6 protein-coding genes are annotated in these 4,182 nt (G+C 65.6%); all 6 read right to left on the bottom strand.

Features of this window, described 5'->3' with window-relative positions; translation table 11 throughout:
* Nucleotides 1-375 (bottom strand): 4Fe-4S dicluster domain-containing protein (locus K419_RS0118675; RefSeq protein WP_026842874.1); only part of this gene is annotated, 375 nt, incomplete at its 3' end.
* Nucleotides 356-730 carry a hydrogenase maturation nickel metallochaperone HypA gene (hypA, locus tag K419_RS0118670; protein WP_026842873.1) on the bottom strand — a complete coding sequence of 125 codons (375 nt, stop codon included), beginning with the start codon at nucleotides 728-730 and terminating at the stop codon, nucleotides 356-358. The genes hypA and K419_RS0118675, both read right to left, overlap by 20 nt.
* An 8-nt stretch (nucleotides 731-738) precedes the next feature.
* On the bottom strand, nucleotides 739-1,818 hold the full coding sequence (locus tag K419_RS0118665; protein WP_026842872.1) for a hydrogenase large subunit: 1,080 nt from the start codon (nucleotides 1,816-1,818) through the stop codon (nucleotides 739-741).
* Entirely contained in the window at nucleotides 1,815-2,342 is a 528-nt protein-coding gene (locus K419_RS0118660; RefSeq protein WP_026842871.1) for an NADH-quinone oxidoreductase subunit C, read from the bottom strand. Before K419_RS0118660 ends, K419_RS0118665 begins: the two co-directional genes overlap by 4 nt.
* Nucleotides 2,339-3,295, bottom strand: a complete 957-nt coding sequence (locus K419_RS24530; RefSeq protein WP_084154285.1) for an NADH-quinone oxidoreductase subunit B family protein — start codon at nucleotides 3,293-3,295, stop codon at nucleotides 2,339-2,341. Before K419_RS24530 ends, K419_RS0118660 begins: the two co-directional genes overlap by 4 nt.
* A gap of 312 nt (nucleotides 3,296-3,607) precedes the next feature.
* The coding region (locus K419_RS0118650; protein ID WP_026842870.1) for a Crp/Fnr family transcriptional regulator at nucleotides 3,608-4,182 on the bottom strand (575 nt) is incomplete at its 5' end.

Below are 4,182 nucleotides of genomic sequence, written 5' to 3'. Positions count from 1 at the left end.
GGTGCGTCCGGTTGCCTCTTCGCTCCCCTCGTGCTTCACGCTGATGGCGCCGAAGGGGCAGACCATGACGCAGACTTTGCAGCCGACGCAGTTCTTCTCGCGGACCCCGACCGCGCCTTTTTCCTGCAGCATGGCTCCGGTGGGGCAGGCGCAGGCGCAGGGGGCATCCTCGCACTGTCGGCACTGCACCGGCATCGTCACGTCCCCCGCCGCCACGACGCGATTGCGGGGCCGAAGTGTCAGCCCCTGAAGTGCTGCCTGGTGCAGCCCGGTTCCGGAATGGGCCAGGGCGCAGGCCAGCTCGCAGCCGTGGCAGCCGAGACAGCGCTCGGGATCGGCAAAGACTATGGCATTTTCACGCTGCTGTTGCTTCATTGTGGTCTCCTTTGCATATGGCCTCCAAGCTCTCCAAATAAAGTTCCCTCCCACCCGACAGCTCGACGTCCCCTCCTCCGCAGTCGGGACACTGGAACCGAAAGCCGACGATGCGAAAGCCGCTTGCGCAGCCGCGGCAGCGGCCGGTCAAAGGGACCGTCTCGATTTCCAGTTGCGCCCCGGAAGCCACCGTCCCCTCCGCCACCACCTCGAAGCAGGCGGCAAGCGTCATCGGTTCCACCGCCGCCAGCTCTCCCACCTTCAGGCGCACCTTGGAGATGGATTCGATGCCGCGCGCGGCGACCTCGCGGTTGATGATCTCGAAGAGTCCGGTGACCAGGGTGATTTCGTGCATGGCTCCTCCTAGCGGTCCGTGCAGGCGATGCAGGGGTCGATGCTGTTCACGATGAGCGGGATGTTCGCCACCGGCTCGCCGTGGAGCATCACCTTGAGCGCGTCCCAGTTCATGTAGGAAGGGACCCGCCATTTCAGACGCAGCGGGAAGTCGGTGCCGTCGGTCCTCAGGTAATAGACCAGCTCGCCCCGCGGCGCCTCCGACTTGGCGACCGCCTCCCCCGCCGGAATCTCAGGGAGGAGGTCTGCGCAAAGCGGCCCGGGTACCAGCCCCGCCAGGCACTGCTCGATGAGAGAGACCGACTGCCGCGCCTCCGCGAGCCGGACCAGGTTCCGGGCCCGGACGTCCCCCGCCTGCTGCAAGGAGGTACTGAACTCCAGCCGGTCATAGGCACCGTAGGGGCTCTTCTTGCGCACGTCGTAGTCGATGCCGCAGGCGCGCGCCACGGGACCCACCACCGCGCACTCGATCGCCTCAAGCCTGGGCAAGACGCCAACGCCTGCGGTCCGCGCCATGATCGCCGGGTTGTTCTGGAACTGCAGGTACAGCTCGTCCAGCGGCGCTTTCATGGCCTCCATCTGCCGGGCGAGGTACATTGCCGCGTCCGGCGTCAGGTCGTAGCGCACCCCGCCGATGCAGTTCGCCGCGAGGTCCATGCGGTTGCCGTAGATCGCCTCCTTGGAGCGCTGCATGATCTCCCGGACTTCCATCGCCCGCCTGAAGAGCGCCGTCTGGCCGATCAAGTTCGCCTGCACGGCGCAGCAAAAGAGATGCGACGCGATGCGCTTGATCTCGTCCGCCACGGCGCGCAGGTATTCGGCCCGCTCGGGAATCGCCACCCCCGCCACCTCCTCGATGGCGGAGCAGAAGGTGCTTGGGTGGCTGTTGGAGCAAAGCGAGCAGAGGCGCTCCAAGAGGGTTATGTTCTGGTAGAGGTTCCTGCGCATCACCAGGTGCTCCATGCCCCGGTGCACCTGCCCCGGCTGCACGTCCAGCCCCGCCACGCGATCCCCCTCCAGCTTCACCCGGAAGTACATCGGCTCCTCAAGGGCCAGCTGATGTGGCCCAAGTTCGATGACGCTCGTCATGGCTTCTCCTTGGCGGCGAGCACCTTTTCCCAGAGCGCTTTCCCTGCGGCGCCGTTGGTGAAGGTGGAATAAGGGATGAGCCGTTCGAACGGGGCGTCGGGGACGCTGTCGGCCAGGAACAGCCTGCGCGGGTCGGGGTGTCCCACCACCTGGATCTCGTAGAGTTCCATCAGCTCCCGCTCGTGCCAGTCGCAGTTGCGGAAGATGGGGGTGAGGGAAGGGACCTGCGCCCCTTCCAGCGGCAAGGGAACGGTCAGGGTGAGGGTGGCGCCGTCGAGGTCGAAGTGGTAGGCGATCTCGCGTCCCCCCTTCTCCCTGGCCTTTTCCGTGAGGTAGGCCGTCACCATGCTCAGGCGCCCCTGTATGGACGCGATGGCGCGCCCGATGGCTTCGAGCGAGTCTGCGGAAGAAAGACGGCACCAGCCGGTAAGGACACCTTTCCGGTCCCGGCGCCAGGTGGCGACGGTCTCTTCCCCCGCCGCAGCGGCGAGGAGGGCGGCAACCTCATCGATCAACGTGGTCATCGTCTCACTGCTCCTATGCTCAGTTGTTGCCGGCAGGCCGGACAGAGGGTCTTAATGTGTTCGATTTCGGGGGTAGGGCGGCGAAAGGCCGCGTGCAGGAGTTCCGGGGCCACGGCAATGAGGGGAGAACCGCAACCGGAGCAGGGGGTATAAGGGACCTCTCCCTGCTCGGAGAAGCGGAAGGTTTGCCCGCCGCGGTGGGCAAGATGCCAATCGCCGGTCACCGACAAGGCGCCGGTCGGGCAGTAATGGCTGCAGAGGCCGCAAAAAACACAGCTGTTGTGCCAGAGCGTGAGCCGAACCCCCTCTGGCGAGCCGGGGGACTGGCTCCTGAGGTGCCTATCTCCCTTGTCCCCCTTGATATCGAAGTGAATGGCGCCGGCGGCGCAGACGTGCCGGCACATGCGGCAGTCCACGCAGGCCTTGGGGTCAAAGCTCATCCGGCCGCGGATGGGGAATTGCTGCGCCGGTTCATCCGCCGGCTTGGCCAGGGGGGGCGCCGCAAATACGGCATCCACTCCCTTGCTGCGGGCGCGCCAGAGATCCCGCGCCTGGGCGATCCCGGCCAGGAGAGCCTGGGGACGGGGCGGGCATCCCGGCACGTTGAGGTCCACCGGCAGGTAACGCTGCACCGGGCCGTCGACCGCATAGCTGTCGCGAAAGACCCCTCCGGAGACCGGGCAGACGCCGACCGCCACCGTCACCTTGGTTTCCGGCGCCTCTGCGTAGAGTCGCAGCGCCTCGTTCCGGGCGCGGACGGTAAGGGGGCCGGTGATAAGGAGTATGTCCGCCTCATGCGGCTCCTCCGTATAGCGGCACCCCAACTGCTCCACGTCGAACTCGTCCACCGCAGCGGTGACCGCCAGCTCCACGTCGCATCCGTTGCAGGAACCGGTATTGATGCGAAAAAGCCGTACCGGCTCCGCTGGAGTTTCTTTTACCTGGTCTTGCATGGGTTCTCCCGACTGGCGCAAACGGCTTGCCTGCGTGGTCCCGGATGAGAAGGATCACCCGGGTTGGCAGGCAATGTAGGCCAAAATCGGGCGGCGGTCTGTCGGGCAGCCGACAGTTCGGAGATTTATTTTGGAATCTCGTCTTCGTGGCATCTCCCTCACCCGCCCTCTGGGCACCCTCTCCCAGAGGGAGAGGGGAGGGGGTGAGGGAGCCCCGCAGGGAGGCAGCAACTCCCTGGATTCTGTAGGGCCTTGCAAAGGGAAAGTGGGGGGATGAGGGTGAGGCGGGCGGGGCGGGGCTTACGGATCTCCTTACAGTTCCCTAAGCGCCTTGAGTGCGTCCATGTCGGTGATAAGGAGGGTCTTGCGGTCGATCTTACGCAGCAGGTCGGCCTTTATGAAGTCGTTGACGATCTGGGAGATGGTCTGGCGCGTGGTGCCGATGAGCAGGGCGATGTCCTCGGTGCCGAGGCCCAGTTGCACCACCGTCCCTTCGGCGCTCGCCCGGCCGCGCTCGGCGGCGGCACCCAGCAGGAAATCCACCAGGCGCAGGCGGACGTCCTTGAAGGCTAGCCCCTCGATGGTCTCTATCGAGTTCTTCAGGAGCTCTCCCAGCACCTTCACCATGGTGAGCGATAGTTCCGGCCGCCGTGCCACCGCCTCCCGGAACGTTGCCGTACTGCAGACGAGGATCTCGCTTCCTTCCAGCGCCTGCACGAAAGCGGGCGTATGGGTACTGAAGACGTCCCCCGGCTCCAGGAGCGCCAGGGTGAACTCCTTGTCCTCGTAAGCGAGGTAGACCCGAAGCCGGCCGCTCTTCACCACGAACACCAGGTTCTTCTCCTCGAACGGAGAATAGACCAGTGCCTTCGGGGGGTAGTGGCGGG

This window comes from Citrifermentans bremense R1 (genome assembly GCF_000426865.1).
Classification (GTDB): domain Bacteria; phylum Desulfobacterota; class Desulfuromonadia; order Geobacterales; family Geobacteraceae; genus Geomonas; species Geomonas bremensis.
This window is presented reverse-complemented; position numbering and strand designations above follow the sequence as displayed.

Bases quoted from the DNA above. Each gene is read 5' to 3' on its own strand.
- hypA (WP_026842873.1), bottom strand. From the start codon at position 730: ATGCACGAAATCACCCTGGTCACCGGACTCTTCGAGATCATCAACCGC.
- K419_RS0118665 (WP_026842872.1), bottom strand. From the start codon at position 1,818: ATGACGAGCGTCATCGAACTTGGGCCACATCAGCTGGCCCTTGAGGAG.
- K419_RS0118660 (WP_026842871.1), bottom strand. From the start codon at position 2,342: ATGACCACGTTGATCGATGAGGTTGCCGCCCTCCTCGCCGCTGCGGCG.
- K419_RS24530 (WP_084154285.1), bottom strand. From the start codon at position 3,295: ATGCAAGACCAGGTAAAAGAAACTCCAGCGGAGCCGGTACGGCTTTTT.